General features: G+C 67.6%; 22 protein-coding genes and 5 pseudogenes. 15 read left to right on the plus strand and 12 right to left on the minus strand.

The window, feature by feature from the left end; translation table 11 throughout:
- Positions 1-19 precede the first annotated feature (19 nt).
- The 3 genes from ACV22Z_RS12620 (at position 20) to ACV22Z_RS12630 (ending at position 2,281) form a co-directional block, all read left to right on the plus strand.
- A complete protein-coding gene (locus ACV22Z_RS12620; protein WP_448076635.1) occupies positions 20-859 on the plus strand; it encodes a universal stress protein in 840 nt (279 codons plus the stop codon).
- A gap of 91 nt (positions 860-950) precedes the next feature.
- Positions 951-1,451 (plus strand): universal stress protein, encoded by a 501-nt coding sequence (locus tag ACV22Z_RS12625; RefSeq protein ID WP_448076636.1) that lies wholly within the window; start codon positions 951-953, stop codon positions 1,449-1,451.
- Positions 1,448-2,281 (plus strand): universal stress protein, encoded by an 834-nt coding sequence (locus ACV22Z_RS12630; RefSeq protein WP_448076637.1) that lies wholly within the window; start codon positions 1,448-1,450, stop codon positions 2,279-2,281. Before ACV22Z_RS12625 ends, ACV22Z_RS12630 begins: the two co-directional genes overlap by 4 nt.
- A gap of 68 nt (positions 2,282-2,349) precedes the next feature.
- Here the strand turns inward: ACV22Z_RS12630 and ACV22Z_RS12635 are convergent, their stop codons facing one another.
- Positions 2,350-2,820 (minus strand): universal stress protein, encoded by a 471-nt coding sequence (locus ACV22Z_RS12635; protein ID WP_448076884.1) that lies wholly within the window; start codon positions 2,818-2,820, stop codon positions 2,350-2,352.
- Positions 2,821-3,245: 425 nt separating this feature from the next.
- On the opposite strand from ACV22Z_RS12635, the gene ACV22Z_RS12640 reads away from it, so the two are divergent.
- The 4 genes from ACV22Z_RS12640 to ACV22Z_RS12655 all read left to right on the plus strand — a co-directional run bounded on the left by ACV22Z_RS12640 (position 3,246) and on the right by ACV22Z_RS12655 (position 7,542).
- Positions 3,246-3,893, plus strand: a complete 648-nt coding sequence (locus ACV22Z_RS12640) for a response regulator (RefSeq protein ID WP_448076885.1) — start codon at positions 3,246-3,248, stop codon at positions 3,891-3,893.
- Between the two features lie 201 nt (positions 3,894-4,094).
- Positions 4,095-4,868, plus strand: a complete 774-nt coding sequence (locus ACV22Z_RS12645) for a helix-turn-helix domain-containing protein (RefSeq protein ID WP_448076638.1) — start codon at positions 4,095-4,097, stop codon at positions 4,866-4,868.
- A gap of 105 nt (positions 4,869-4,973) precedes the next feature.
- Positions 4,974-6,746: a SulP family inorganic anion transporter gene (locus tag ACV22Z_RS12650; protein WP_448076886.1), complete on the plus strand. Its 1,773-nt coding sequence runs from the start codon at positions 4,974-4,976 to the stop codon at positions 6,744-6,746.
- A 208-nt stretch (positions 6,747-6,954) separates the two neighbouring features.
- Positions 6,955-7,542, plus strand: a complete 588-nt coding sequence (locus ACV22Z_RS12655) for an IMPACT family protein (RefSeq protein ID WP_448076639.1) — start codon at positions 6,955-6,957, stop codon at positions 7,540-7,542.
- A 2-nt stretch (positions 7,543-7,544) separates the two neighbouring features.
- Here the strand turns inward: ACV22Z_RS12655 and ACV22Z_RS12660 are convergent, their stop codons facing one another.
- Positions 7,545-7,730 carry a hypothetical protein gene (locus ACV22Z_RS12660; RefSeq protein WP_448076640.1) on the minus strand — a complete coding sequence of 62 codons (186 nt, stop codon included), beginning with the start codon at positions 7,728-7,730 and terminating at the stop codon, positions 7,545-7,547.
- A gap of 331 nt (positions 7,731-8,061) precedes the next feature.
- On the opposite strand from ACV22Z_RS12660, the gene ACV22Z_RS12665 reads away from it, so the two are divergent.
- Entirely contained in the window at positions 8,062-8,352 is a 291-nt protein-coding gene (locus ACV22Z_RS12665) for an H-NS histone family protein (protein WP_448076641.1), read from the plus strand.
- 54 nt (positions 8,353-8,406) lie between these two features.
- Here the strand turns inward: ACV22Z_RS12665 and ppk2 are convergent, their stop codons facing one another.
- Positions 8,407-9,336: a polyphosphate kinase 2 gene (gene ppk2 / locus ACV22Z_RS12670; protein ID WP_448076642.1), complete on the minus strand. Its 930-nt coding sequence runs from the start codon at positions 9,334-9,336 to the stop codon at positions 8,407-8,409.
- Between the two features lie 180 nt (positions 9,337-9,516).
- On the opposite strand from ppk2, the pseudogene ACV22Z_RS12675 reads away from it, so the two are divergent.
- Positions 9,517-9,783, plus strand: a pseudogene (locus tag ACV22Z_RS12675) (TolC family protein); the annotation flags it as partial.
- Here ACV22Z_RS12675 and ACV22Z_RS12680 read toward each other — a convergent pair.
- A pseudogene (locus ACV22Z_RS12680) lies at positions 9,776-10,066 on the minus strand (gamma-glutamyltransferase); the annotation flags it as partial. The pseudogenes ACV22Z_RS12675 and ACV22Z_RS12680 overlap by 8 nt on opposite strands.
- A gap of 174 nt (positions 10,067-10,240) precedes the next feature.
- Here ACV22Z_RS12680 and ACV22Z_RS12685 point away from each other — a divergent pair.
- The 4 genes and pseudogenes from ACV22Z_RS12685 (at position 10,241) to ACV22Z_RS12700 (ending at position 16,871) form a co-directional block, all read left to right on the plus strand.
- Entirely contained in the window at positions 10,241-10,765 is a 525-nt protein-coding gene (locus ACV22Z_RS12685; protein ID WP_448076643.1) for a metal-dependent hydrolase, read from the plus strand.
- A 125-nt stretch (positions 10,766-10,890) separates the two neighbouring features.
- Positions 10,891-12,715 (plus strand): annotated as a pseudogene (locus tag ACV22Z_RS12690) (DEAD/DEAH box helicase); the annotation flags it as partial.
- A gap of 152 nt (positions 12,716-12,867) precedes the next feature.
- Positions 12,868-15,450: pseudogene (locus ACV22Z_RS12695) on the plus strand (Lhr family helicase); the annotation flags it as partial.
- Between the two features lie 131 nt (positions 15,451-15,581).
- A complete protein-coding gene (locus ACV22Z_RS12700) occupies positions 15,582-16,871 on the plus strand; it encodes an APC family permease (protein ID WP_448076644.1) in 1,290 nt (429 codons plus the stop codon).
- Position 16,872: 1 nt separating this feature from the next.
- On the opposite strand, the gene ACV22Z_RS12705 is transcribed toward ACV22Z_RS12700, so the two are convergent.
- The 4 genes and pseudogenes from ACV22Z_RS12705 to ACV22Z_RS12720 all read right to left on the minus strand — a co-directional run.
- Positions 16,873-17,169 (minus strand): Fis family transcriptional regulator, encoded by a 297-nt coding sequence (locus ACV22Z_RS12705; RefSeq protein WP_448076645.1) that lies wholly within the window; start codon positions 17,167-17,169, stop codon positions 16,873-16,875.
- 76 nt (positions 17,170-17,245) lie between these two features.
- Positions 17,246-17,605 (minus strand): type II toxin-antitoxin system RelE/ParE family toxin, encoded by a 360-nt coding sequence (locus tag ACV22Z_RS12710; RefSeq protein WP_448076887.1) that lies wholly within the window; start codon positions 17,603-17,605, stop codon positions 17,246-17,248.
- A gap of 93 nt (positions 17,606-17,698) precedes the next feature.
- Positions 17,699-18,697 carry a pca operon transcription factor PcaQ gene (pcaQ, locus tag ACV22Z_RS12715; RefSeq protein ID WP_448076646.1) on the minus strand — a complete coding sequence of 333 codons (999 nt, stop codon included), beginning with the start codon at positions 18,695-18,697 and terminating at the stop codon, positions 17,699-17,701.
- 123 nt (positions 18,698-18,820) lie between these two features.
- A pseudogene (locus ACV22Z_RS12720) lies at positions 18,821-19,066 on the minus strand (transcriptional regulator); the annotation flags it as partial.
- 173 nt (positions 19,067-19,239) lie between these two features.
- Here ACV22Z_RS12720 and pcaH point away from each other — a divergent pair.
- Complete coding sequence (gene pcaH / locus ACV22Z_RS12725; protein ID WP_448076647.1) at positions 19,240-19,947, plus strand: protocatechuate 3,4-dioxygenase subunit beta; 708 nt, start codon at positions 19,240-19,242, stop codon at positions 19,945-19,947.
- A 3-nt stretch (positions 19,948-19,950) separates the two neighbouring features.
- The gene (gene pcaG, locus ACV22Z_RS12730; protein ID WP_448076648.1) at positions 19,951-20,544 is read left to right on the plus strand and encodes a protocatechuate 3,4-dioxygenase subunit alpha; all 594 of its coding nucleotides are present in this window, start codon (positions 19,951-19,953) and stop codon (positions 20,542-20,544) included.
- Positions 20,545-21,002: 458 nt separating this feature from the next.
- On the opposite strand, the gene ACV22Z_RS12735 is transcribed toward pcaG, so the two are convergent.
- From ACV22Z_RS12735 to gsiC, 4 genes are read right to left on the minus strand one after another with little or no spacing between them, the layout of a single operon-like run.
- Positions 21,003-21,839, minus strand: a complete 837-nt coding sequence (locus ACV22Z_RS12735) for a M55 family metallopeptidase (RefSeq protein WP_448076649.1) — start codon at positions 21,837-21,839, stop codon at positions 21,003-21,005.
- The gene (locus tag ACV22Z_RS12740) at positions 21,836-22,924 is read right to left on the minus strand and encodes a DmpA family aminopeptidase (protein WP_448076650.1); all 1,089 of its coding nucleotides are present in this window, start codon (positions 22,922-22,924) and stop codon (positions 21,836-21,838) included. The genes ACV22Z_RS12735 and ACV22Z_RS12740 overlap by 4 nt, the downstream gene beginning before the upstream one ends.
- Positions 22,924-23,817 carry a glutathione ABC transporter permease GsiD gene (gene gsiD, locus ACV22Z_RS12745; protein ID WP_448076651.1) on the minus strand — a complete coding sequence of 298 codons (894 nt, stop codon included), beginning with the start codon at positions 23,815-23,817 and terminating at the stop codon, positions 22,924-22,926. The genes ACV22Z_RS12740 and gsiD overlap by 1 nt, the downstream gene beginning before the upstream one ends.
- Before the next feature lie 7 nt (positions 23,818-23,824).
- Positions 23,825-24,745, minus strand: a complete 921-nt coding sequence (gene gsiC, locus ACV22Z_RS12750; protein WP_448076652.1) for a glutathione ABC transporter permease GsiC — start codon at positions 24,743-24,745, stop codon at positions 23,825-23,827.
- Between the last annotated feature and the right edge of the window lie 43 nt (positions 24,746-24,788).

The following is a 24,788-nucleotide window of genomic DNA, read 5'->3' on the forward strand; positions in this document are numbered from 1 at the left end:
CGTCGACGGAGCGATCGCGATGAGCTACAAGAGCATAGTCGTGCACCTCGATACGAGCCGCCACGCACATTCACGCCTCGAATTGGCATTGCAGCTCGCGCGGCAATTCGACGCACATCTGACCGGCGTGTTCGCGATCTATACGCCTGAGCCGACTTCGTTTTACGTGATGGCCGGTTCCGCCGACTATTTCCGCGAACATCGTCAATGGCGCGACGAACGGCAAGCTGCGCTCGAGCGCCTGTTTCATGCGGAAGCCATGCGCGCGAAAGTGTCCGCCAACTGGATTTCGACTGACGCGCGCGCAAACAGCGTGGTACCGCATCATGCGCGCCACGCCGATCTCGTGATCGCCGGGCAGAGCGACCCGAACGACCCCGAGACGTTCATCGACGACCAGTTCCCGGAAAACCTGGTGCTGTCCGCGGGTCGCCCGGTGCTGTTCGTGCCGTACGCCGGGGAATTCCGGTCGATTGGCGAGCGCGTGATCGTCGCTTGGGACGGCAGCCGGGAGGCCGTGCGCGCCGCACATGACGCGCTGCCGTTCCTCAAGCGTGCGAAACGCACGACCGTCGTCGCCGTCACCAACGGCAGCGACGAAGCGGCCGGTATCCGCATACCTGGCGCCGATGCGGCGCTGATGCTCGCCCGCCATGCGCGAGACGTCAACGTACTCGACGTCGCCGGCGATTCCGATGAGTCGGCCGGTGACACGTTGTTGTCACGCGCATACGAAACCGGCGCCGATCTGCTCGTGATGGGGGCCTACGGGCACACGCGCTGGCGCGAGCTGCTGATGGGAGGCGCGACACGCACCGTTCTCGCGTCGATGACGCTGCCCGTGCTGATGTCGCACTGAGCGAGCCGGGCGCGCCGCTTGATCCAGATCAGCGCGATCTTCGCATGCGCGCCGATGATGAACCTATGCCATCCTGATCAACGGAATCGCCATGTACTCGAATATCCTCGTCGCACTTGACGGCAGCGAAACATCGTCCCAGGCACTCGATGCCGCACTGACGCTCGCGTCCGAGTCCGGTGCACGGTTGACGCCCGTCTACGTCATCGATTTTCTGGTGCCCGCCTATGATGTGGCCGGCTACGATCCGTCGATCCTGATCGACGCGTTCCGCGAGGAAGGACTGCGCGTCACCGATGACGCCGCGAAGCGCATGGCTGCCCACGGCGTGCCGGGAACGCCGCAAATCGTCGATACCGATCCGGGTGAAAACGTCGCGGAGCGCATCCTGATCGTTGCCCGGCAGACCGGTGCCGATCTGATCGTCATGGGAACGCACGGCCGACGCGGCATCCGGCGCCTCGTACTGGGCAGCGTCGCCGAACGTGTGCTGCGCGGCGCGACGCGCCCCGTCCTGATGATTACGGCGCACGGCGCGCCGTCGCATGCCGCCGAAACAGCCGCAGCCTCGACCGAAAAGGAACCGTCATGAGCTACAAGACCTTGTTCGTCCATCTCGACGACAGCCGGCGCTGCAATGCGCGCATCGATCTCGCACTCGATCTCGCGGGACGCTGGAACGCGCACCTGATCGGCCTCTACGTGGTTTGCCAGGACTTGGCCGAGCCGTTGCGGCGTCCGGACGAACCGCTGAAGCTCGCCGTGTACGAACGCTTGTGCGAGGAGCGCCGGAAGCAGGCCGAGGAGCGCTTCCTCGAAGCGGCCGAACGCGCGGGACGCAGCGTCGAGTGGCGCGCGCCCGCCGGCCCCGCGACCGAAACCGCGATCCTGCATGCGCGTCACGCAGATCTGCTGGTGCTCGGCCAGCCGGATCCTCAGGATCGCTTGACGTATATTGCACGTCATTTCGTCGACGACGTGGTGATGGGCAGCGGACGGCCTGCCATCGTCGTGCCGTACGCAGGGCTGGTGCGCAGCCTTGGCGAGAATATTCTTGTCGCCTGGGACGGTGGCCGGGAGGCTGCCCGCGCGGTTGCCGACGCGCTCCCGCTGCTGGAACGCGCCCGTTTCGTTACCGTCGAAACGGTGCAGCGCGGGCATCCGGATCCGGACAAGACGCCGGCGGGCGTCGATGTTGCCGCTTACCTCGAGCGTCACGGCGTGCGCGCGTCCTTTTCGACGACACCGCGCGAAGCGGGCATCGGAACGGGTGCGACGCTGCTTAATCGGGCGAGCGACCTGCATGCCGATCTGCTCGTCATGGGCAATTACAGCCACACCCGGATGCACGAGCGTGTGCTCGGCGGCGCCACGCGAACCATCCTCGAAGCCATGACGGTGCCGGTGCTGATGTCGCATTGACCCGCGCATTGACCCCGCGCATTGACCCCGTATATGGGCGGCTGTGTGCAGCCGCCCCGTGTTCCGAGTCACAGCGCCGGAACGTGCCTGCCTGGCCCATCCCGCACGAGCAGGACCGGCCGCTCGGCCGCGCGCAGCAGCGATTCCGCGACGCTGCCCTGCAAGACCCGGCGAATCCCGTGCCGGCCGTGCGTTCCCATCACGATCAGATCGGCATCGCACTCGGCGGCCGCACGGGCCAGCACGACCGAAACGTCTTCGCCACATGCGTCGATCGCGCGGGCGGTGCCGCGTACCTGGCTCAACCGGAACGCTGTCTCGGCATCGGCCACCGCCGCGGCAGCGGTTTCGGCGTCGAGCCCGTTCCAGTCGCGTTGATCGACGTAACCGCTGTCGAAATCCGCAAACCGCAGGGCATCCGACACGACGCAGACGGCAACAATCAGGCCGCCTGACGTGCGGGCAAGCCCGATTGCCTCGTCGAGCGCAAGACGTGCGCATCGACTGCCGTCGAGCGCAGCGAAAATCCGTTCGTACATCACACCTCCCGATTCCCCGTCCGTTCCGGTCAGAACGAGAAGCTCAGTCTGGGCCTGAAGCAGCGGCACTCGTTGACACCGGTCAAGCATGCGCAGTGGCGGTCATGCCGGCTCCGTCCGCCGCTCATCCAGATTGGCGAATTTCAACAAAGCGGGCAAAATTCTTGCACGGCTTTGCTCGTGGCTTCGTTACATCGCCGGTCTCGATCCGGACGGCTTGCAGTCTCCCGTCCACGACTTCCGCATCATCGGCGCAGGCGAAGCCGCGGACACCACTGCCGACCGCCCGCGTCTGGCCCTTTATCTGCCGATTGATGCGAGCGTTGAAGAAGGATTGCCGACCGGCGCACGGTGGATCGCGCCGATCGGGTCCGTCTGCGCTGCACGCGATCCAGCCCATCTCGTCGGCGAGGAGGCGTACTGTCATGATCAGGGTGCTCATTGCCGACGACCACGCGCTCGTGCGAGACGGCCTTCGGCATATCCTGCAGAACGCCAGCGGTTTCGAGGTCGCCGGCGAGGCGCGGGACAGCGCATCGACGATTGCCCTCGTGCGCAGCACGGATGCGAATGTGCTCGTGCTCGACCTGTCGATGCCCGGCCGCAATGGCGTGGAGTTGATCAAGCAGATCAAGGACGAAAAACCGGCGCTGCACATCCTCGTACTGACGATGCACGCGGAACAGCAATACGCGGTACGCGCATTTCGTGCCGGAGCGGCCGGCTACATGACCAAGGAAAGCGCGAGCGCCGACCTGGTCGCCGCGCTGACGAAGATTGCCGCCGGTGGGGTGTACGTCAGCCTCGCGATGGCGGAGCAATTTGCCCAAAGCCTCAATGAGCCTGCCGGCGCACTGCCCCACCAGCGATTGTCCGACCGCGAATTCGACGTCTTTCGCCGAGTCGCCTCCGGCCAGTCGATTTCCGAGATCGCGCACGCGCTCAGTGTCAGCGTGAAAACCGTGAGCACCTACAAGACGCGCATCCTCGAAAAGCTGCAGATGCCGAACGACACCGCACTCGTGCGCTATGCGATGCGACACAAGCTGTTCGACGATCCGGACGAACTTTGACCGGTGCCGCGAACCGCAGGTGCGACACGACGCCGCATGCCTGTAGGAAATGTCCTACAGCGCTTCCGAGTCGCCTACTGCATCTTCAAGCCTCGCTGATTTCACTCGCGCTTCAGGCCATCCATACTGACGGTCAAGAAAAGCGGGTTGCCAAGTGCGTCCCGGAACAAAAGCTGCTGACCCAACGAACTGGAGCAGAACATGCTGAGCAATGCCGATTGCGCGACCGCCGCGCCGTCCTACCCCTTTTATCCGTTACACCCTGTGGCACGTGCCGACCTGCCCAAGCGCACGACGTCCCGCTGTTCGACATGCGCGCTGCGCACCGTGTGCATGCCGCAGGATCTGACGACCGAGGATTTCGCGCGTGTCGACGCGATGATCTGTACGACACGCCACGTCAAACGCGGTGAAACCCTTTACCGCGCAGGCGATGCGTTCAACAGCATCTACGCAGTGAGGACGGGATCGTTCAAGACCGTCATGGTGCATCGCGACGGCAACGAGCAAGTGACCGGATTTCAGATCGTCGGCGAGCCGCTTGGACTGGACGGTGTGCACACCGGTCGTCACAACGGCGATGCGATCGCGCTCGAAGACAGCACGGTCTGCATCATCCCGTTTGGCCAGCTCGAACAGCTGTGTCGCGAGGTGCGGCCGATGCAGCATCACGTCTACCAGATGATGGGCGCCGAAATTGTCCGCGAATCGGCGTTGATGCTGCTGCTCGGCACGATGACCGCCGAGCAGCGCGTCGCCGCCTTCCTGCTGAATCTGTCAGCGCGCTTCAAGGCACGAGGCTATTCGGCCGCGGAATTCATCCTGCGGATGACGCGCGACGAAATCGGCGACTATCTCGGCATGAAGCTCGAAACGGTCAGCCGCATGCTGTCGAAATTCCAGCGCAAAGGGATCGTCGCAACGCAGGGCAAGCAGATTCGCATCGTGGATTCGGAAGGTCTCGCGCGCATTTGACAGCATCGAGAACGGAATGGCGCCGCAGCAGATTCACGCGATGGCGGCTGCAACGGTACGCGCTGCACGGCCGCCGTCGATCAATGAGTGCATTCCGCTGCTTCGATGAACCGGCATCTTCCTGAGCCCGTCGCGCGACGCCTCCCGGGACTTGCGCTGCTGGCGCACTACCGGCGCGCGTGGCTTGCGCGCGATCTCTACGCGGGCATCGCGCTCACCGCGGTGCTCGTGCCGGTCGGCATGAGCTATGCACAGGCCGCCGGCCTGCCCGCCGTGACGGGGCTCTATGCGTCGATCGCCGCGCTGCTGGCCTATGCGTTGCTGGGCCCGAGCCGGATTCTCGTGCTCGGGCCGGATTCCGCGCTTGCCGCGTTGATCGCCGGCTCCATCGCGCCGCTTGCCGGCCACGACCCGCAACGCGCGATGGCGCTCTCTGCCGCGCTGGCCCTGTCAGCCGGGACGATCTGCATCCTGATCGGCATGCTTCGGCTCGGCTTCGTGACCGACCTGCTGTCACGCCCGATCCAATACGGTTACCTGAACGGGATCGCAGTCACGCTCATCATGGGCCGGCTGCCGGAGTTGCTTGGCATGCCGGCCACGTCTGGCGACATGTCCGTTACCGCCCATCTCATCGTGCGCAGGCTGCTTGATCACCAGTTCTCCGCAAGCGCGTGCGTGCTCGGCTTGGGCGTACTCGCATCCATTCCGCTTCTGAAGCGCCTGGCGCCGCGCTGGCCGGCGATGCTGATTGCCGTGATCGGGGCAACGCTGGCCGCACGTCTGCCGTCACTGTATGGCGTCGCGACAGTGGGCGCATTGCCCGCCGGTACGCCGGCGCCACATCTTCCCGTGGTCTCGGTCGCAGACGTGACGGCGCTTGCCTCGGGCGCAATCGCGATCGCCCTCGTCTCTTTCGCGGACATCAGCATGCTGTCGCGCGCACTCGCCACACGCGCCGGCGACACACCGGATCGCAATCAGGAACTCGTCGCGCTGGGCGCCGCCAATGTGCTGGCCGGCCTGCTGCAGGGCTGCGCCGTCAGCAGCAGCGCGTCCCGCACACCTGTCGCGATGGCAGCCGGCGCGCGAAGCCAGGTCACGAATCTTGTCGCGGCGGCCTGCATCGTGCTGCTGCTCGTTGCCGCGCCGACGCTGCTGACGGGCGTGCCGCGCGCCGCGCTGGCCGCGGTGGTGGTTTACGCGGCGTTCGGCATTGTCGACATCGCCGGCGTCGTGCGGCTGTACCGGCTGCGCCGCGGAGAATGCCTGATCTCGATGCTGTGCTTCGCGGGCGTGATCGGAGTCGGTGTCGTGCCGGGCATTCTGCTCGCGAGCGCGCTATCGCTGCTGTCGTTCGTGTGGCGGGCCTGGCATCCGTATGATGCGGTGCTCGGCCGGCTGGCGGGCGTCCGCGGTTATCACGACATTGCCCGCCATCCGGAGGCCGTGCAGACGCCCGGTCTCGTGCTGTTTCGCTGGGATGCGCCGCTCTTCTATGCGAATGTCGAGATCTTCTGCGAACATCTGCACGCTGCGCTCGCGCGGGCACGGCCGCCGGTCACACATCTCGTCGTCGCGGCCGAACCCGTCACCGACATCGACGTCAGCGCGGCGGACCGGCTGGTCGCGCTATGCGACGAACTCCGGGAGCGCGGGGTCGCGCTGTGCTTCGCGGAAATGAAAGGGCCGGTGAAGGACCGCTTGCGCGCGTACGGATTGTTCGACACATTCGGGCAAGCGAATTTCTTTCCGACGGTGACGGATGCCGTCGCACATCACATCCAGCAACGAAACGAGTACGCACGAGCCGGCCATGTGTCGCGCGCACATCGCAGGCGGTTCCGGCGCAAGATCAGGCGGCCTGTGCAACGCTGAAGGGCGGCAGCACCGAGCGCGCATCCGACAATCGGACGGCCGTCATCCGCACCATCGCCCGCCGATGCGCGACACGGTAAAATTCTGTCGCTTCATCCTGCTCAGCCCATGTCGGCACTCGCCCGCATGCATCCATGCCGATCAACGTCGACCCGAGCAGGCAGAACAGTAATACGTTGATTTTTATACGCTTATCGCAACCCGGAACATGACTTACTCGCTCGCCACCACCTACATCCGGGAACTCGAAATCCGCAAGAGCCGCTTCATCGCGCATGCGATCCCGGTCGAGGACCGCGACGCCGCGATGCAGGCGCTGCAACGCCTGCGCGACGAACATCCGACGGCGACGCATGTCTGCTGGGCGCTGCTCGCCGGCGGCCAGTCGGGCATGTCGGACGACGGCGAGCCGTCCGGCACCGCGGGCCGGCCGATTCTCGAAGTGCTGCGCCATCACGACCTCGACGGCGTGCTGGGCGCGGTCGTGCGCTACTACGGCGGCGTCAAGCTCGGCGCGGGCGGGCTCGTGCGCGCGTACACGGACGCGATCGCATCGGCGCTGCTCGATGCCGAACGCGTCGAGCGGATCCGCCTGACCCGGCTCGCGATCGAGCTCGGCTACCCCGACGAAGCGCGCGTGCGCCGCTGGATCGAGCAGGCCGGTTACGAACTGGCCGACAGCGCGTACGGGATGACCGTGCGCCTCGTGATCAAGCTGCCTGTCACTGCCGAGGGCGATGCGCGCACTGAGTTGTTCGATCTCACGCAGGGACGGTCGGGTTTTCCCGACCTGTGACGTCAAGCGGCGGCGCGGCCGCCCCGATACGCCGCCGATAATTTGGAGTGCACGAGAACCGACACGAACCACGCACAACGCGCTTGCGCGGTGGCTGCGGGTGTGAAATCCAGTGTCTGGATGCTGTCGAGCACGGCGCGCACCTGCTCGAGAGTGCGGATTCCTGTTTCGTCCAAGCCGATGATCATCCGACAGATGATCAACCATCCCGATAGCCTGCCACCCATCGGCAGTCGACACCCCGGCGTATTTCTCTCGCTCCAGGCTCTTCTGCCGTTGGACAACGCTTTATTTTCAATTCTGTCGACAATTCAGATTTGTCCCATAGCAAAATCCGCTCCTGAAATTTAATCTCTTTCGGTTTTCCGTATAACAGTCGCGCAAACGTTTTACCGGCAGCCCGGCACGCATGCAGCGTGTGCCGTGTTCGCTTGGCTTACCTTGGCCGGGGGGCCACCGTGCCGAAACCCGCACGACGCGTGATCAATAAGCAAAAATTCGCAACGGGACAACCGACGCATGCAAAGTGTTCAGAAACTGCAAGCCCAGCTTGCGGAACTCGACAGGAAAATCAGGACTGCCCGCCGCGCCGAACGCCATTCCGCGCTGGAGCAGGTGCGCCATCTGGTCACGACCTATGCGCTGACCGCGCGCGAAGTCTTCGGACAAGGCTACAGCGACCGCGAAAAGCTGTTCACGGTCGGCGCGAAGTATCGCGATCCGGCCACCGGCGCGACGTGGAGCGGACGCGGCCGTGCGCCGTCGTGGATCGCCGGGCGCGATCGGGCCGCGTTCCTGATCCGGGAGTGACGGCCGCGCCGCCCGCGCTGCCCGGTGCTGCGCGCGCGGCCGGCGCCGCGTGCGTCAATACACGTCCGGCACGATCATGTTTTCCGGCACGGGCCGGCGGATGTAATCCTCGTGATGCTCGCGCTGCGGCAGTTCGATCGGCGCGCGCGGAATCTCGTGATACGGCACCTGGCTCAGCAGATGGTGAATGCAGTTCAGTCGCGCGCGCTTCTTGTCGACGGCCTGCACGACCCACCACGGCGCTTCGGGAATATGCGTGCGCTGCAGCATCTCTTCCTTCGCGGCCGTATACGCCTCCCAACGGCGCCGGCTTTCCAGATCCATCGGGCTCAGCTTCCACTGCTTCAGCGGATCCTCGATGCGGTGCTGGAAGCGCCGCTCCTGCTCGGGATCGGTAATCGAGAACCAGTACTTGACGATCTGGATGCCGCTGCGCACGAGCATCTTCTCGAATTCCGGCACCGACCGGAAAAACTCCTCGTATTCGTCGTCGGTACAGAAGTTCATCACGCGCTCGACGCCCGCGCGGTTGTACCAGCTCCGGTCGAACAGCACGATCTCGCCGCCGGCCGGCAGATGCGCGACATAGCGTTGGAAATACCACTGCGTGCGCTCGCGGTTGCTGGGCGCGGGCAGCGCGGCCACGCGGCACACGCGCGGGTTCAGGCGTTGCGTGATGCGCTTGATCGCGCCGCCCTTGCCGGCCGCGTCGCGGCCCTCGAAGATCACGACGAGCCGGTGCCCGGTACTGACGACCCAGTCCTGCAGCTTGACGAGCTCGCCCTGCAGGCGGAACAGCTCGCGGAAGTAGCGCTTGCGCGCCTCGCGGCGCTCCGGCGAGAACAGCGTGTCGTCTTCGTCGAAGCGGCGGTCGTCGAGCTCCATCTCGAGCTCCTCGTCATACGCGTCGACGAGATCTTCCTCGAGCGCGCGCTGGCGCGCCTCCATGGCTTCCGCATCGATACGGCTGTCGTTGTCGCCCATGGCGGGCCTCCTTCAATGACGCAACGAAATCGCGTCATTATCGCAGTCGTGCGCAGCGGAATGTGAAAGCAAGATGTCAACTACAAACCGCCGCGCGCGCTCAGAAGCGGAAATTGAGCAGCACCGTCGCGAGCACCGGATTCGCCGCAATGTCGAACGTGTTCGACGCGAGCGTGCGATGAGGAATCGGCGAAGCAGAAGCTCGAGGTCGCGAAGCAGGACCTGATCCTGCGCGTCGCGAACGCTTGTTTCGACCTGCTGAGCGCGCACGAGAAGATGCAGCCGGCCGACGACGAAGTCAACGCGCTGACGCGGCTCGAAAGCGACACACGGCGCATGGCGCAGCTCGGGATGAAGACGATCGGCGACACCGCGGAGATCGAGGCCCGCCGCAGTCTCGCGCAGTCGGACCAAGTGCTCGCGCTGACCGACGTCGATGCACGCCGGACAGCGGCCGCTTCTTCGGCTCGATCGCATTGGCATCCGCGCCGATGACGCCGAACACATTGGCGACGCCCGGCTTCGCGGAGAAATCGTCCATCTCGCCGTTGAGCACGATGCCCATGCCGTCGGCGATCATGCCCGAACCGAAACAGCCGTTGATCGTGTACGTGTTCGACACCGCGTTGCCCCACTTGTCGACGGCCGAGAGGTGCGTCGTCTCCACCTTCTCCGGCATCGAGGTGCCGAGGCCCGGCTGCACGCTCTTCGTGTCAGCGGTCTGCGTCGGGCGATACTACGAATCGCGTGAAATCCGACCCCATCAAGCCGCCACGCGAGAAAAATCCTCGCGTGAACCTCCCGCGCCGCGCGCCGATCTGAGAAGATGGCGCCCCTTCGCATTTGCGCCGCGCAGACGCTTTCCGTTCGCTTTCTTTCCCGTCTTCTCTCCCGCTTTTTTTGTATGGCATCTCACAACGCACATCACGCGACCGGCTTTGCGGCCGGCCTGGTCGCGGCCGTTCTCGTCGCGCAAAGCGGCGCGACCGGTCCGTGGCACGCGGGCATCCCCGCCGCCTTCGCGGCCGGCGTCGTCGGCGGCACCGCGCCCGACTGGCTTGAAGTCGCCTGGTGGAGCCGCAAGCGCCGGCTCTGGATCACGCACCGCACCATCACGCACTGGGGCATCGGCTGGATCGCGCTACTCGCGTTCGCGTGGCACGGGCTCACGCACCATCCGCATCCGCTGTGGGCCGCGCCGCTGTTCGGCTTCGCGTGCGGCGGCGTGATGCACCTGATCGCCGACTGGCCGAATCCGCTCGGCGTGCCGTGGATCTGGCGACGTCATTCGCTGAACCTGTGGAACAGCGGAAATTGCGACCTGATCGTGGTCGGCGCGGCGTGGGCCGGCGCGCTGTGGCTCGCGCAATCGGTGTGGACGCGTGCGCCGGCGCTGCAGCAGTGGCTCGGGTGGCTGCATCGCGTGTAGTGGCGACTTGGGCCTTGGGCCATAGGCCGGCAAGCACGCCCCGGGTCTGGCACACTGACGATTCGCGCGCGCCGCTCCGCGCGGCCGCGTTCATCTCCTCGCTCGCACCCTAATACGCCGCTTCGATGGACGTCACTGCCACCCGCCCCGCCGCCAGCGGGCTCGACGTGTTCCACCCGGCCGTCGCCGCCTGGTTCCAGCGCACGTTCGCCGCGCCGACCGGCGCGCAGGCGCTTGCGTGGCCGCACATCAAGGCCGGCCGCTCGACGCTCGTCGCGGCGCCGACCGGTTCCGGCAAGACGCTCACCGCGTTCCTGTGCGCGATCGACGATCTGGTGCGCGACGCGCTCGCGCACGACGGCGCGCTGCCCGACGCGACCCTGGTCGTCTACGTGTCGCCGCTGAAGGCGCTGTCGAACGACATCCACGTGAACCTCGAAGCACCGCTCGCCGGCATCAGCGAATCGCTCGCGCGGCTCGGCCTGCCGGTGCCGGCAATCCGGACCGCGGTGCGTACCGGCGACACCACGCAGGCCGAGCGCGCCGCGCTGCGCAAGCGCGCGCCGCACATCCTCGTGACGACGCCGGAATCCCTGTACGTGCTGCTTTCGTCGACATCGGGCCGCCAGATGCTGTCGACCGTGCGATCGGTGATCGTCGACGAGATCCACGCGCTCGCCAACAGCAAGCGCGGCAGCCACCTCGCGCTGTCGCTCGAGCGGCTCGATGCGCTGACGGGGCGCGCGCTGCCGCGCATCGGGCTATCGGCGACGCAGAAGCCGATCGACGCGGTCGCGCGCTTCCTGGTCGGCGGCCCCGCGGATGCGCCGCGCGACTGCACGATCGTCGACACGGGCCACGCGCGCGAACGCGATCTCGCGCTCGAATTGCCGAACGTGCCGCTCGAGCCGGTCATGGCGACCGACGTATGGGAGCAGCTGTACGACCGGATCGCCGGGCTCGCCGCCGCGCATCGCACGACGCTCGTGTTCGTCAACACGCGGCGCACCGCGGAGCGCATGGCGCGCCATCTCGCCGAGCGGCTCGGCAAGGACGCAATCGCCGCGCATCACGGCAGCCTCGCGAAGGAGCACCGGTTCGACGCCGAACAGCGGCTGAAGCGCGGCGACCTGAAGCTGCTGGTCGCCACGGCGTCGCTCGAACTCGGCATCGACATCGGCGACGTCGATCTCGTCTGCCAGGTCGGCTCGCCGCGCGGCATCGCGCCTTTCCTGCAGCGCGTCGGCCGCTCGGGGCACCACGTCGGCGGCACACCGAAGGGACGCCTTTTCCCGCTGTCGCGCGACGAACTCGTCGAATGCGCGGCGCTGATCGACTGCGTGCGGCGCGGCGAACTCGACACGCTGCGGATTCCCGAAGCGCCGCTCGACGTGCTCGCGCAGCAGATCGTCGCCGAAGTCGCCTGCGCCGAATGGCAGGAAGACGCGCTGTTCCGGTGCTTCACGCGCGCGGCGCCGTACGCGCGCCTGTCGCGCGAGCGTTTCGACGAAGTAATGAAGATGCTCGCCGAAGGCTTCAGCAGCCGGCGCGGCGTGCGCGCCGCGTATCTGCATCGCGACGTGGTCGGCGGCACGGTGCGCGGGCGGCGCAACGCGATGATGACCGCCACGACGTCCGGCGGCACGATTCCCGACATGGCCGACTATGCGGTGCTCCTGGAGCCGCAGGGCATCCAGGTCGGCACCGTCAACGAAGATTTCGCGATCGAGAGCCTGGCCGGCGACGTATTCCAGCTCGGCAACCAGTCGTACCGGATCATTCGCGTCGAGACGGGGCGCGTGCGCGTCGAGGATGCTCAGGGACAATCGCCGAACATCCCGTTCTGGATCGGCGAAGCGCCGGGCCGTAGCGACGAGTTGTCGGCGGCGGTCGGCCGGCTGCGCGCGCGGCTCGACGCGCTGTTTGCAGACGGCGATCGGCAGGCCGGGAAACGCGGCGGAACGGGCGGTGGAACAGGCAGCCGAACGGGCGACGAAACGGGCGACAAAGCGGGCAGCCGAACAGGCGACGAAACAGATACCAGGCGGGCCGCCGGCCTCGACGCCACGGCTAACGCCACGCCCGGCGCCACATCGGCCACCACGCCGAGCCGACTCGCGCCGGCGCTGCGCTGGCTCGTCGACGACTTGCAGTTGTCGCCGGACGCCGCGCGCCAGATCGCCGACTACCTCGCGCGCACCCGCGCGGCGCTCGGCGCGCTGCCGACGCAAGACACGCTCGTGATGGAGCGCTTCTTCGACGAATCGGGCGGCACGCAGCTCGTGATCCATTCGCCGTTCGGCAGCCGCATCAACCGCGCATGGGGCCTTGCGCTGCGCAAGCGCTTCTGCCGCACCTTCAACTTCGAGCTGCAGGCCGCGGCGACCGACGACGCGATCATCCTGTCGCTGTCGCTCGCGCACAGCTTCGCGCTCGACGAAGTCTGGCGCTACCTGCGCGCGGCGAATGCCGAGCACGTGCTGGTGCAGGCGCTGCTCGACGCACCGCTGTTCGGCGTGCGCTGGCGCTGGAACGCGACGACGGCGCTTGCGCTGCCGCGCTTCACCGGCGGCAAGCGGACCGCGCCGCAGTTGCAGCGCATGAAGAGCGACGACCTGCTCGCAACCGTGTTCCCCGATCAGGTCGCGTGCCTCGAGAACATCGTCGGCGAGCGCGAGATTCCGCATCACCCGCTTGTCGACCAGACGCTCGACGACTGCCTGCACGATGCCATGGATACCGACGGCTGGCTCGCGCTGCTGCGCCGGATCGAAAGCGGCGCGATCGAGCTGGTCGCGCGCGACCTGCCCGCGCCGTCGCCGCTTGCGGCCGAGATCCTCAACGCGAAGCCGTACGCGTTCCTCGACGACGCACCGCTCGAGGAGCGCCGCACGCAGGCCGTGCAGGCACGCCGCTGGAGCGACCCGGAATCGGCGGACGATCTCGGCGCGCTCGACGCCGACGCAATTGCCGCGGTACGCGACGAAGCGTGGCCGCTCGTGCGCGATGCGGACGAAATGCACGACGCGCTGCTGACGCTCGCCTGCGTAACCGACGACGAAGCCCGCGCGCAGGACGGCTGGCCCGGATGGCTCGCGGAACTGGCCGAACACCGTCGCGCAACGAAGCTGGCTGCGCCGGGCGGCCCTGCGCTGTGGGTGCCGGTCGAGCGGCTCGTCTGCGTGCGCGCGCTGCATCCGGACGCGCGCTGCACGCCTGCGCTCAAGGTGCCGGCCGCCTGCGCCGCGCCGTGGGAAGCGGACGCCGCGCTCGTCGACGTAATCCGCGCGCGGCTGACCGGCTTCGGTCCGTTGACGCTCGACGCGATCGCGCAGCCGCTCGGCCTGTCCATTGCGGCGGTCACGGCCGCCCTTGCCGCGCTCGAGCAGGAAGGCTATGTGATGCGCGGCCGCTTTACGCCCGGTGCGGCCGGCGTAGGTGCGGCCGGCGACGAATGGTGCGAACGTCATCTGCTCGCGCGCATCCACCGCTACACCGTGAAACGCCTGCGCCGCGAAATCGAACCGGTCGAGCGTGCGGACTTCATGCGCTTCCTGTTCCACTGGCAGCACCTGACGCCCGACACGCGCGGCGCCGGACGCGACGCGCTTGCTGCCGTCGTCGAACAGCTCGAAGGCTTCGAGGCGGCCGCGGGCGCATGGGAAGACGCGCTGCTGCCCGCGCGGCTGACCGACTACACCGTGGGCGGGCTCGACGAGCTGTGCCGTTCCGGCAAGCTCGTGTGGACCCGCATCGGCACGCCGGCCCGCACTGCCGCGACGCCCGTGAAGACGACGCCGATCGTGCTGCTGCCGCGCCGCGATCTCGCCGCATGGCAGGCGCTGCGCGATCCGGCCGCGCAACCGGCGCTGTCCGCGCGCGCAACGCAGGTGCGCGACGTGCTCGCCGCGCACGGCGCGATGTTCTTCGACGAACTGCTCAGCGACCTGCACATGCTGCCCGTCGAACTCGAACAGGCGCTCGGCGAACTCGTGTCGGCCGGTCTCGTGAACGCAGACAGCTTCGCGGGCCTGCGCGCGTTGCTGAAGCCGGTCGTGAAACGCAGCGCGACATATGCGCCGCGTACGTGGCGGGGTGGCGCGCTGATCGGCGGCATGGACGATGCCGGGCGCTGGGCGCTCGTGCAGCGGCCCGCGCCGCCCGCCGCCCCGCCGCCCGCCGCCCCGCCGCCGACGCCGACGCCGACGCGCACGCCCGCAACGACCGATCCCGAAGCGCTCGAACACATCGCCTGGACGCTGCTGCGCCGCTACGGCGTCGTCTTCTGGCGGCTGCTCGAACGCGAGGCCGACTGGCTGCCGAGCTGGCGCGAGCTGGTGCGCGTGCTGCAGCGTCTGGAGGCGCGCGGCGAGATTCGCGGCGGACGCTTCGTCGCGGGGCTCGCGGGCGAACAGTTCGCGCTGCCCGAGGCGATCCCGATCCTGCGCGAATTGCGGAGGCAGTCGGGCGAGGGTCAGTTCGTCTGCGTGACGGGCGCCGATCCGCTGAATCTCGCCGGCACGCTGCTGCCCGGCGACAAGGTGCCCGCATTGGCCGGCAACCGCGTGCTGTTCCGCGACGGCGTGCCGGTCGCGTCGCTCGTCGCCGGCACATTCCACTATGCCCCCGACCTGTCGCCCGCCGCACGCGAAGACGCACGCCTGCGGCTCGCACGGCGCTCCTGACAACGGCTGACAGGCAGCGCATCGCGGACTACTGAACGACCGCACGCATGCCAATGCGCAATCCGCTAGGATCGAACGATTCGCTGCGCGTGCCACCCGCGCACGCCCATGCCTAACAGGAGACCCCGCTCATGCCGTCCTCGGCCGAATCGCGCGCCGCATCGTCATCCGCTGTCCACCACGCCGGCTCGCTGACGATCATCCAGGGCGCCGCGCTGTATGTCGGCGCGGTGCTCGGTACCGGCGTGATCGCGCTGCCCGCGCTGGCCGCGGAGGTCGCCGGCCCCGCGTCGCTGCTTGCATGGGCAGCGCTCGTCGTGCTGTCCGCGCCACTCGCGGCAACCTTTGCGGCGCTCGGCGCGCGCTTTCCGGATGCGGGCGGCGTCTCGACCTATGCGCGCCGCGCGTTCGGACCGAAGGCCGCGGCAATCGTCGGCTGGTGTTTCTACTTCGCGGTGCCGGCCGGCGCGCCGGCCGCGGCGATGTTCGGCGGCGCGTACGTCGCCGCCGTGACGGGCGGCGGCCACATGACGGTGATCGTCACCGCCGTTGCGCTGATCGCGATCGTGTCGGCCGCGAACGCGTTCGGCGTCACCGTGTCCGGGCGAATGCAGCTCGTGTTGTCGGCGCTGCTCGTGTCGCTGTTGCTCGCGGCCGTGCTCGCCTCCGCGCCGAACGCGCGCGTCTCGAATCTCCATCCGTTTGCGCCGCATGGCTGGCTCGCGATCGGCCAGGCGGCGGCCCTGCTCGTCTGGAGCTTCGCCGGCTGGGAGGCCATCACGCATCTCGCGGCGGAATTCCGCCGGCCCGCGCACGACATGCCGCGTTCGGCCGGCATCGCGGTCGTCGTGGTCGGGCTGCTGTACCTGGCGGTCGCCGCCGCGAGCGTGACGGTGCTCGGGCCGTCCGCCGGCGCGTCCGGCGCGCCGCTCGCGGAACTGATCTCGCGCGGCATCGGCGGCCATGCGCAGGTGCTGGCGGCCGCGGGCGCGTTGCTGCTGACGCTCGGGACGATGAATGCGTATTTCGCCGGTGCGGCGAAGCTCGGCGCGGCACTCGGACGCGACGGCGCGCTGCCCGCGTGGCTCGCTCAAGGCAGCCAGGTCGGCGGCGTGCCGCGCCGCAGCCTCGGCGTGATCGCCGCGCTCGCGGCACTGGCGCTGGCCGCGACAACCGTCGCGGGCGTCGGGCCGAAGCCGCTCGTGCTCGTCACGTCCGGCTGCTTCGTGATGGTGTACGCGCTGGGAGCCGCGGCGGCGCTGAAACTGCTGCCGCGCGGAGGCGTTGCACGCCGTTGCGCGTGGGTTTCGCTGGCGGCGGTCGCGGGGCTGTTCCTGACGACCGGGTGGTATATCGTGTGGCCGCTGCTGCTGGCAGGCGCTGCGCTGCTTTATCTGCGGATGGCGGGGCGCGGTGGATAAATCAGGCCGGCACCAGCTCGAAGCTCAACCGCTTGCCGAGCGCCGCCGCCGCGCTCGCGAGCGTCGTCAGCGTGAGGCTCGTGTCGGTTTCGTCGAGCAGACGGTTCAGCGCTGCGCGGCTGGTTTTCATGCGCGCGGCCATCGCGGTCTTGGTGATGTGCTGCGCCTTCATTTCCTGCTCGATCTGCCACGCGATCACGCGCTTGATCGCGGTTGCGGTGGCTTCCTCGAGGATGCCTTCCTCGTCGAGGAAAGCGTCGAAGTCACTGCCGATGTGGCGGTTGTTCGTGGTCGTCATGTCGTACTCCATTGCTTTGCGTTGCCCGCTGCCCGGTCGTCCTTGACGGCACGAACCGGCGTCGCGTGCGCGAAATTCAGATGCCGTTGCTCACGGCTTTCAGTCGACACCTTGCGACGTTGAGATCGTCTGGCGGTGTGACCGGCGACTTCTTGATGAACCCGTGCAACAGGACCATCGTGTCGCCGACGACGGTGAAGAAGACTCGCGCTATTCGCGTCGGAAGCGTGACCCGGATCTCCCACAGATCCTTTGACATCTTCCGGACCAGCGGCATGCCGAGGGGCCAGCCCAGCTGCACCGTCTTGATCTCTTCGCCGATTGCCTTCCGCTCCGCTTGCCCGAGCCCCTTGAGCCACTCGCGGACCGGTTCGTTTCCGCCTGCCGTGCAGAAGAATCGCACGCTAAGCGTCACCAGAAATTGTTGTCTCGCCATCGCCGACTTGCCGCCTATCGTACCAAAATTGATACGATAGGCCAAGCGTGACGAACACGAACCTCAGCCGATCGGCCGATCCCGCGCGGCGGCTCAGCGCTGCTTCGTGGCGTCGCTGCGCGTGCGCCGCCGGGCGCGTTGCAATGGCTGCGCCGGCCGCCCGTCGCCGAACCGAGCCCGCGCGATCTCCCGCACTGCGTCGATCAGCGTCCGCGCGACGGGCGACGGCTGGGCGTCGGTCCGCAGGATCAGCCCGACCGGCTCGTCGGTGCCGGCCGACGGCATCGGCAGGCGCGCGAGCGCGCCGGCCGCCAGGTCGTATTCGGCCGCGTACTGCGGCACGAACCAGACTGCGTCGTTCTCGAGCGCAAGCGCACGCGCGACGGACACGGACAGCACCTCGATGAACGAATCCAGCGGCGGTGCGCCGCACGTACTCAGCAATTGCTCGGCCGATTGCCGGATCAGCGTGCCGTATGGCGGCAGCACGACCGGGTAGCGCGCGAGTTCCGCGGCCGGCGTGGCGCTCGACATCAACGGATGTCCGGCGCGCACCACCGCGATCAACGGTTCGTTGTACAGCTGTTCGAATGCAAGGCCGATCATCCGCTCCGGCTCCGACAGCCGCCCGATCGCGCACTCGATCGCGCCGGCCTTCAGCCGTTCGAGCAGTTCGGCATTCGCGGCGGTCGCGATCCGCACGACAGCGCGCGGCCAGCGCGCGGCGAGCGCCTTCATCAGCGCCGGCGCGAGCGACGCCGCGACAGTCGGCAGCATCCCGATTTCGAGCGTGGCCGCGGCGGCGCCGCCTTCGCGCGCCAGCAGCCCGACGCCCTGCCGCAGCGCGAGTACGCACGCGTTAGCATGCGGCATGAAGAGCTGCGCTTCGCGGGTCGGGTGCGCGCCCTGCCGGCCGCGCTCGAACAGCCTGACGCCGAGAATGGCCTCGAGTTCGGCGATCGTCTTCGATACGGCCGGCTGCGTGATCGACAGGCTTTCGGCCGCCTTCTGCACGCCGCCCAGTTGCGCGACCGCGAGGAAGCATTGCAGGTGCCGGAACTTGACGCGGCCGTCGGCGATTCGGTTATTCATAACAGGTGGTTATGCGAATGACGGTGAAATACCATTTTGCATAACTTTCTCGGTGATCCCAAGCTTCGTTTGCCGCAGGCACATGGACGGACGCGACCATGGCCCCCATCGCGCTCGCTCCGTGCGCCGCAGCGCCTGAAAGCCTGTCGGCTCCCGGATCCGCTTCGCGATCAGCAAACCCGTGCCGTGCTCCTGCCCGAGCGGCGCGGACGACGACACCGCATGCAGCGCCGCCGCCTTGCTGCGCAGCCGGCGCAGTTCCTGATCGAGTTCGACGGCCGCCGCCCCGGTCAGCATCCCTTGCGAGAACGTCATCGTTTCGCCCGGCCCGTCGAAGCGGCTGTCGAGGAAATCGCCGAGCGCGTGCGCGATCTGCACGCCGCGACGACCCGGCAGGACCACGTCATTCTCCCCTCCGCCACGCCCCGCGCATCGCATAACGAACGGTTATACGATTCGCGAAAAAAGGTCATTTTGCATAACTTTCCGGATTGGCTAAAGTCCTGCCATCCCCTCTGCGAAAACTTGACAGGAGACGCCCGATGGATTCCCCCACGATCCTCACGCCACGCGACTGGCCGTCGCATCCCGCCTACGTCCACCCCGAGTACCGCTCGTCGGTAAAGCGCGGCCCCACGAAGCCGCTGATTCCGCTGAAGGAGAAGCTGCGCGATCAGTACGCGCCCGTGTACGGCGCCGAAGACCTCGGCGCACTCGACCACGACCTGACGAAGAACGCGGTGAGGAATGGCGAACCGCTCGGCGAGCGCATCGTCGTCACGGGCCGCGTGCTCGACGAAGGCGGCAAGCCGGTGCGCAACACGCTCGTCGAGGTGTGGCAGGCGAACGCGGCCGGCCGCTACGTGCACAAGGTCGACCAGCACGACGCGCCGCTCGATCCGAACTTCCTCGGCGCAGGCCGCTGCCTGACCGACAACGAAGGCCGCTACCGCTTCCTGACGATCAAGCCCGGCGCGTACCCGTGGGGCAACCACCCGAACGCGTGGCGTCCGAACCACATCCACTTCTCGCTGTTCGGCGACTACTTCGGCTCGCGCCTCGTCACGCAGATGTATTTCCCCGGCGATCCGCTGCTCGCGTACGACCCGATCTTCCAGGGCACGCCCGAAGCGGCACGCGACCGGCTGATCTCGCGTTTCTCGATGGACATCACCGAAGAAGGCTATGCGCTCGGCTACGAATTCGACATCGTGCTGCGCGGCCGCGACGCCACCCCGATGGAGCGCTAAAACATGACGACGCTGAAACAAACCCCTTCGCAGACGGTCGGCCCGTACTTCGCTTACGGCCTGTGCCCGCAGCAGTACAACTACGACCTGAAGAGCCTGTTCTCGCCGGCGATCGCCGCGCCGCACGCGGCGGGCGAGCACGTGCTGCTGATCGGCCAGGTGTTCGACGGCGACGGCAACGTCGTCAGCGACGCGGTGCTCGAATTCACGCAGGCGGACAGCGCAGGCCAGTACCCGGCGTCGCGCGACGACATCGCGAAAGCCGGTTTCACCGGTTTCGCGCGGGTCGGCACCGGCACCGATGCACAGCACCGCTTCGTCGTCGAGACGGTCAAGCCGGGCCGGATCGCGACCGATGACGCGCCGCACATCAACGTGACGGTCATGATGCGCGGGATACTCACGCATGCGTTCACCCGTGTGTACTTCGACGACGAAGCAGCCGCGAACGCAGCCGATCCGGTGCTGAACGCGGTGCCGGCCGAACGGCGCGCGACGCTCGTCGCGAAACGCGAAGCGCAGCCGGGCGCGCCGATCGTCTACCGGTTCGACATCCGCATGCAGGGCCCTCAGGAAACGGTGTTCTTCGACGTCTGACCCGCGCGCCGGCTCGGCCCGGTGCGTCGTACGCCCCTGCTCCGCCGCGCGCGGCGATGCTCATTCGGCATCGTCGCGCGCGGCGGTTTCGTTTCATCAATTACGGTTTCGGGTTCTGGCGGGCCGCACCGAAACACGAAGTCATTCGGCAAGCGCCGAATGACGTGGTGCCGGAAAGCCGGACGAAAGGTCGTGCCGCACTGCCGGATGACGCTCTGGCGGGCGTCGCAAACGTTAAACGGGATTTTCCTTGCGAGTAATGCGGCATATCCTATGCTATCTCCAGCTCGCTGGCAGCATTGCATCGGCAGAGGCAACAATTCGCATCGATGTGTGCGACACGATCCACGACGCGATCGCACATGTTCCGTTTAACCGAGTGTCTTTAAGCGCGACTGTCCAACAAATTTGGCAGGCGCGTTTTTTTTGCCCGAGCACGGGCGACCCGCACGCGCCCGTCAGCGCAACATGAACGACATCGCCGACAGGCTGTTCAGCGTACGCACCGCATGCTCGACCGACGGCGTTTCGAACCGCAGCGTCACCGCATCCACCCTTTCCAGCGTCGGCAGCATGCAGAACAGATCGGCGAGTGCGACCGTCTGCACGCGCAGCGTGCATGCGGCCGGTGCCGGCCGAGGTTCGCCGGCTCGCCAGCCGGCCGCCAGCGCGTGCGTGACCGTCTCGCGCGCGGCGGCCGCAACGCGCACGCACGCGGCCGCGGGCGTCAGCGTGTCGCCGGTCGACGCGCCGCCCGCCGTCTTGACCGTCTCGAAGCGCGCGGCCGGAAAGAGCGGCTGAGTCTCCTCGGCAAACACGTCGTCGCCGGACGCCAGCGCAACGTGCGCACCGTACTCCCGCGCGAGCGCGCCGTAGAGCCCCGCTTCGCCGAGTTCGACGCCGTTCAGCCAGACCTGGCTGAACGCGAAGCTGTTGATCGTATGCGCGAGCACGCCAGGCGTCTGCGATTTCGCGTGATAGCCGATCATGAACACGAGGTCGGGCCGCTGCTCGAGGCCCGCCATCATCCCGAGCGTTCGCGGCTTGCCGAGCACGACGCGCGCCCGCGCATCGAGCCCGTCTTGCCCGTCAAGCAGCAGGTTGCGGAAGCCGCCGTGCGAATCGTTGACCCAGACGGCCTGCGCGCCGCCCGCGAATGCGCCTTCGATCGCCGCGTTCGCCTCGGCGGTCATCCAGCGGCGCGCACGCTCGTATTCCGGGTTGCCGGGACGCGTCTGCTCGACGGCAAATACGCCGGCAATGCCTTCAATGTCGGTCGATATCAGGATTTTCATGTTCGAATGCCCGGCCCTTCGTCGAGCAGGCGATCGAGATCGGGGATGGCGTCACGCAGCGCGCGCCGCACGTGGCCGTCGCGGCCGGCGACCGTCTCGGCCTGCAGCAGCGCATCGGCGATCGCATGCTCGATGCATTCGGCCGCGGCCACGAACAGCGGGTCGAGCTCCGCGTCGGCCAGCAGCGCCGGCAGCGCGACGTAACGGGCGTCGTGCGGAATCGTGCAGGCGGTCGAGAAAGCGAGCGCGATGTCGCCGCTGCCGTGGCCATACACCGACCCGGTCCGCGCAAGGCCCGCCGCCGCCCGGCGCGCGAGCCGCGACAGTTGCCGTGCATCGAGCGGCGCGTCGGTTGCGAGCAGCATGATGATCGAACCCTGCTCGGGCGGTGCAGGCTGTGCAGAATGCACGGCGTCACGTTCGGCCACGATCCGGCCGACCGGCACGCCGCCGAGCGTCAGCATCGGCAGCCTGCCGAAATTCGCGAGCACGAGCGCGCCGACCGTGTACGGACGTCCGGCGGCGACTGCGACCCGCGACGCCGAACCGATCCCGCCCTTCAGGTCGAAGCACGACATCCCGCGCCCGGCGCCCACCGCGCCGCGCGCGACGTCGCGCGTCGCGGCATGGCACGCGGCGTCGTAATGCGACGCCGTCACCGCAAACGCGTGAATGTCGTTCAGGTAGCCGTCGTTGCATTCGAACACGAGCGGGTTGACGGTCGGCCAGTCGCGGCCGATCGACGGGTTCGCGGCGATCGCCGCGCGGATCTGCGCTTGGGCAATCGCGCCGACGCCGAACGTATTCGTCAGCGCGATCGGCGTGTCGATCACGCCGAGTTCGTCCACCTGCACGAGCCCGACGCTCTTGCCGAAGCCGTTGATCACCGCCGCGCCCGCCGGCACCTTGCTGCGGTACACGTCGCCCTGATGCGGCTTCACGACGGTCACGCCCGTCTGCACCGCGCCGGCGTCGAGCGTGCAATGGCCGACCGTCACGCCGGGCACGTCGGCGATCGTGCCGCGCGGCCCGGTCGGTAGCACGCCGCCGCGCGATACGGCGTCGAATCCCCTGTCGGTCGCCATCAGCGCCGCTCCAGCTTCGGATCGAGCGCGTCGCGCAGCCCGTCGCCGAGCAGGTTGAACGCGAGCACCGTCAGGAAGATCGCGAGGCTCGGAAAGATCGCGACGTGCGGCGCGCTCACCATGTCCGCGCGCGCCTCGTTCAGCATCGCGCCCCACTCCGGCGTCGGCGGCTGCGCGCCGAGCCCGAGGAACGACAGGCTCGCTGCCGTGATGATCGACGTGCCGATCCGCATCGTGAAGTAGACGACGATCGACGACACTGTGCCCGGCAGGATGTGCCGCATCAGGATCGTCCAGTCCGATGCGCCGATGCTGCGCGCGGCCTCGACGTAGGTCATGTGCTTGAGCACCAGCGTGTTGCCGCGCACGAGCCGCGCGAACGCCGGGATGCTGAAGATCGCGACCGCGCAGATCACGTTGATCATCCCGTTGCCGAGAATCGCGACGACGCCGATCGCGAGCAGGATCCCCGGGAATGCGAACAGCACGTCGGCGATGCGCATCGTGATGCGGTCCCACCAGCCTTCGTAATAGCCGGCAAGCAGCCCGAAGAACGTGCCGATCAGCGCGCCGAGCGCGACCGAAAAGAAGCCCGCCTCGAGCGAGATGCGCGTGCCGACGACGATCCGGCTGAAGATGTCGCGCCCGAGCGCATCGACACCGAACCAGTGTGTGGCGGACGGCACCGCATTGAGCGCGTCGTAGTCGAAATAGTTTTCCGGATCGAACGGCACGATGTGCGGGCCGACGATCGCGAGCACGACGAGCAGCAGCACGAAGCCGCCCGCGACGAGCGCGACGGTCTGCTTGCGGAACTTGCGCCAGAATTCGCGCCACGGCGTGCGGACCGTGGAGGACGCGGCCGGCGCCGCGGGCTGGACAGTCGCGTTCATGTGCGCCTCACTTGAACCTGATGGTCGGGTTGATGACCGCGTACAGCACGTCGACGGTCAGGTTGATCAGGATGAACTCGAGCGAAAACAGCAGCACGATCGCCTGGATCACCGGGTAGTCGCGCATCGTCACCGCATCGACGAGCAGCCGCCCGAGCCCCGGCCAGTTGAACACCGCCTCGACGACGATCGAGCCGCCGAGCAGGAAGCCGAACTGCAGCCCCATCATCGTGACGACGGGAATCATCGCGTTCCGCAGGCAGTGCTTCAGCACCACCATCGGCTCGTGCACGCCCTTCGCGCGCGCGGTGCGCACGAAATCCTCGTTCAGCACCTCGACGAACGACGCGCGCGTGAAGCGCGCCATCACGGCCGCGACCGCCGCGCCGAGCGTCAGCGACGGCAGCACGTAGCTCTTCCACGTGCCGTCCGGCACGACCGGCAGCCAGCCGAGCTTCACCGAGAAGATCTCCATCAGCAGCATGCCGAGCGCGAACGCCGGAAACGAAATGCCGGACACCGCGAGCGTCATGCCGACACGGTCCGGCCACTGGTTGCGCCACACCGCCGACGCGATGCCGATCGCCATCCCGAACAGCGTCGCCCACACCATGCTGAAGAGCGTCAGCAGCAGCGTCGGCATGAAGCGCTCGCCGATTTCGGTGGACACGGGACGCTTGCTGCGCGTCGACTTGCCGAAGTCGCCCTGCGCGATCTTCACGAAGAAGTTCGCGAACTGCGTCGGCATCGGCTTGTCGAGGCCGAGATCGGCGCGCACGAGCGCGACGGTCGCCTCGTCGGCCTCCGGCCCCGCCGCGAGCCGCGCCGGGTCGCCGGGCAGCAGGTGCACGAACAGGAACACCAGCACCGCGACGATCGCGAGCGTGGGCAACAAACCGAACAGGCGTTTGACAATGAAATTCAGCATGTGAGCACCGAACCCTGGCGACGCGCCGGCGCGTGCGAAGTGC

Source organism: Burkholderia sp. PU8-34, from assembly GCF_053427725.1.

Bases quoted from the DNA above. Each gene is read 5' to 3' on its own strand.
- ACV22Z_RS12710 (WP_448076887.1), bottom strand. From the start codon at position 17,605: ATGGCGAGACAACAATTTCTGGTGACGCTTAGCGTGCGATTCTTCTGC.
- ACV22Z_RS12665 (WP_448076641.1), top strand. From the start codon at position 8,062: ATGCAAAGTGTTCAGAAACTGCAAGCCCAGCTTGCGGAACTCGACAGG.
- ACV22Z_RS12655 (WP_448076639.1), top strand. From the start codon at position 6,955: ATGACTTACTCGCTCGCCACCACCTACATCCGGGAACTCGAAATCCGC.
- pcaQ (WP_448076646.1), bottom strand. From the start codon at position 18,697: ATGAATAACCGAATCGCCGACGGCCGCGTCAAGTTCCGGCACCTGCAA.
- ACV22Z_RS12635 (WP_448076884.1), bottom strand. From the start codon at position 2,820: ATGTACGAACGGATTTTCGCTGCGCTCGACGGCAGTCGATGCGCACGT.
- gsiD (WP_448076651.1), bottom strand. From the start codon at position 23,817: ATGAACGCGACTGTCCAGCCCGCGGCGCCGGCCGCGTCCTCCACGGTC.
- ACV22Z_RS12660 (WP_448076640.1), bottom strand. From the start codon at position 7,730: ATGATCATCGGCTTGGACGAAACAGGAATCCGCACTCTCGAGCAGGTG.
- ACV22Z_RS12700 (WP_448076644.1), top strand. From the start codon at position 15,582: ATGCCGTCCTCGGCCGAATCGCGCGCCGCATCGTCATCCGCTGTCCAC.
- ACV22Z_RS12685 (WP_448076643.1), top strand. From the start codon at position 10,241: ATGGCATCTCACAACGCACATCACGCGACCGGCTTTGCGGCCGGCCTG.
- ACV22Z_RS12645 (WP_448076638.1), top strand. From the start codon at position 4,095: ATGCTGAGCAATGCCGATTGCGCGACCGCCGCGCCGTCCTACCCCTTT.
- ppk2 (WP_448076642.1), bottom strand. From the start codon at position 9,336: ATGGGCGACAACGACAGCCGTATCGATGCGGAAGCCATGGAGGCGCGC.
- ACV22Z_RS12705 (WP_448076645.1), bottom strand. From the start codon at position 17,169: ATGACGACCACGAACAACCGCCACATCGGCAGTGACTTCGACGCTTTC.
- ACV22Z_RS12640 (WP_448076885.1), top strand. From the start codon at position 3,246: ATGATCAGGGTGCTCATTGCCGACGACCACGCGCTCGTGCGAGACGGC.
- ACV22Z_RS12625 (WP_448076636.1), top strand. From the start codon at position 951: ATGTACTCGAATATCCTCGTCGCACTTGACGGCAGCGAAACATCGTCC.
- ACV22Z_RS12735 (WP_448076649.1), bottom strand. From the start codon at position 21,839: ATGAAAATCCTGATATCGACCGACATTGAAGGCATTGCCGGCGTATTT.
- ACV22Z_RS12620 (WP_448076635.1), top strand. From the start codon at position 20: ATGAGCTACAAGAGCATAGTCGTGCACCTCGATACGAGCCGCCACGCA.
- pcaG (WP_448076648.1), top strand. From the start codon at position 19,951: ATGACGACGCTGAAACAAACCCCTTCGCAGACGGTCGGCCCGTACTTC.
- gsiC (WP_448076652.1), bottom strand. From the start codon at position 24,745: ATGCTGAATTTCATTGTCAAACGCCTGTTCGGTTTGTTGCCCACGCTC.
- ACV22Z_RS12740 (WP_448076650.1), bottom strand. From the start codon at position 22,924: ATGGCGACCGACAGGGGATTCGACGCCGTATCGCGCGGCGGCGTGCTA.
- ACV22Z_RS12630 (WP_448076637.1), top strand. From the start codon at position 1,448: ATGAGCTACAAGACCTTGTTCGTCCATCTCGACGACAGCCGGCGCTGC.
- ACV22Z_RS12650 (WP_448076886.1), top strand. From the start codon at position 4,974: ATGAACCGGCATCTTCCTGAGCCCGTCGCGCGACGCCTCCCGGGACTT.
- pcaH (WP_448076647.1), top strand. From the start codon at position 19,240: ATGGATTCCCCCACGATCCTCACGCCACGCGACTGGCCGTCGCATCCC.